Origin of the sequence: Sphingomonas sp., from assembly GCF_040398505.1 — a bacterium.
In the GTDB taxonomy this organism is placed as follows: Bacteria; Pseudomonadota; Alphaproteobacteria; order Sphingomonadales; family Sphingomonadaceae; genus Sphingomonas.
The window spans coordinates 1,367-3,518 of record NZ_JBBATX010000100.1; the positions used below are offsets into that span (position 1 = coordinate 1,367).

General features: G+C 64.0%; 1 protein-coding gene. It reads left to right on the forward strand.

Features of this window, described 5'->3' with window-relative positions; translation table 11 throughout:
- Positions 1 to 2,148: transcription-repair coupling factor (mfd, locus tag ABWP09_RS11645; protein ID WP_353205301.1), on the forward strand; the 2,148-nt coding region annotated here is incomplete at its 5' end.
- Between the last annotated feature and the right edge of the window lie 4 nt (positions 2,149 to 2,152).

The window sequence follows — 2,152 nt, forward strand, 5'->3', positions numbered from 1 at the left end:
GCACTCCTCGTCCTGCCGCTCGACCACGGTTTCTCCAGCCCGCAAGTCGCGCTGCTCACCGAGCAGGACATGCTCGGCGATCGGCTGGTGCGGCGCGCGAAGCGCAAGAAATCGGCCGATGCGTTCCTCGCCGAACTGGCGATGCTCACCCCGGGCGATCTCGTCGTCCACGCCGATCACGGCATCGGCCGCTATGAGGGGCTGACCTCGATCCCGGTCGGTCACGCGCCGCACGATTGCGTCGCTTTGACCTATGCCGGTGGCGACAAACTGTTTGTGCCGGTTGAAAATCTCGAAGTGCTGACCCGCTACGGCTCAGACAGCGACGGCGCGAGCCTCGACCGATTGGGCGGCGAGGCATGGCAGCGCCGCAAATCGAAGATGAAGGAGCGCATCCGCGAAATCGCGGGTGAGCTGATCGCAACCGCCGCCGAACGCGCGCTCAGGCCCGCCGAGACGATCGAACGCGACAGTGGCTATTCCGCATTCGTCGACCGCTTCCCGTACGAGGAAACCGAGGATCAGGATCGCGCGATCGAGGATGTGATGGCCGATCTGGCCAAGGGCACCCCGATGGACCGGCTCGTCGTCGGCGATGTCGGTTTCGGCAAAACCGAAGTCGCCCTTCGCGCCGCGTTTGCCGCGGCGATGTCGGGGCAGCAAGTCGCGATCGTGTGCCCGACGACCTTGCTTGCGCGCCAGCATTTCAACAATTTTACCGCGCGCTTCGAAGGCTTTCCGCTCAATGTCGGGCGCTTGTCGCGACTCGTGCCGACGGCGGAGGCGAAAGCGACTAAGGAGGGCCTGACCAACGGCCAGATCGACGTCGTGATCGGCACGCACGCAATCCTCGCCAAGGGGATTGAATTCAAGCGGCTCGGCCTCGTCGTGGTCGATGAGGAACAGCGTTTCGGCGTCACCCACAAGGAGCGGCTGAAGGGCCTGAAGACCGACGTCCATGTCCTGACACTCACCGCCACGCCGATCCCGCGCACGTTGCAAATGGCGATGTCTGGGATCCGCGAGCTGTCGGTGATCCAGACCCCGCCGGTCGACCGGCTTGCGGTGCGGACCTACATCATGCCGTGGGACCCAATCGTGCTGCGCGAGGCGTTGCTGCGCGAACATTATCGCGGCGGACAAAGCTTCTTCGTCACGCCGCGGATCAAGGATCTCCCCGATATCGAGGAATTCCTCACCAAACAGGTCCCCGAAATCCGCTACGTCGTCGCGCACGGCCAGATGGCCCCGACCGAAGTCGAGGAGCGCATGTCGGCGTTCTACGACAAGAAGTTCGAGGTTTTGGTCTCCACCACGATCGTCGAATCCGGGCTCGATATTCCAAGCGCCAACACGATGATCATCCACCGCGCCGATCGCTTCGGCCTGGCGCAGCTCTATCAGCTGCGCGGACGCGTCGGGCGCGCGAAAACCCGCGCCTACGCCTATCTCACCACGCCCGAAAACCGCATCCTGAGCGAAACCGCCGAGAAGCGGCTCAAGGTCCTGTCAGACCTCGACACGCTCGGCGCCGGGTTCCAGCTTGCCAGCCACGATCTCGATCAGCGCGGTGCGGGCAATCTGCTCGGCGACGAGCAATCGGGACATATCAAGGAAGTCGGCTACGAACTCTACCAGTCGATGCTGGAAGAGGCGATCATGGACGCCAAGGCGGGTGGCCAGCGGTTGCGCCCGAAGGATTTCTCACCCCAGATCACCGTCGACGCGCCGATCCTCATCCCGGAGGATTACGTGCCCGATCTCGATTTGCGGATGGGCCTGTATCGCCGTCTCAACGATGTCGAGGACCAGAACGCGCTCGAGGCGTTTGCCGCCGAGATGATCGATCGCTTCGGGAAACTGCCCGATCCGACCGACAATCTGATCCGCATCATCGAGATCAAGCTCAACGCCAAAAAGGCGGCGGTCGCGAAGATGGATGTCGGCCCCAAGGGCGCGCTCGTCACCTTCTTCGACAACAGCCCGCCCAATATCGAAGGGCTGCTCGCCTGGGTCGCCAAGCTCGACGGCGTCGCGCGGCTGCGGCCCGACAGCAAGCTGGTGGTGACACGCAGCTGGGGCGACCCCAAGGCGCGGCTCCACGGCGCGTTGCAGCTTTCCAAGGGGCTGGCGAAGGCGGCGGGGTAGAGGA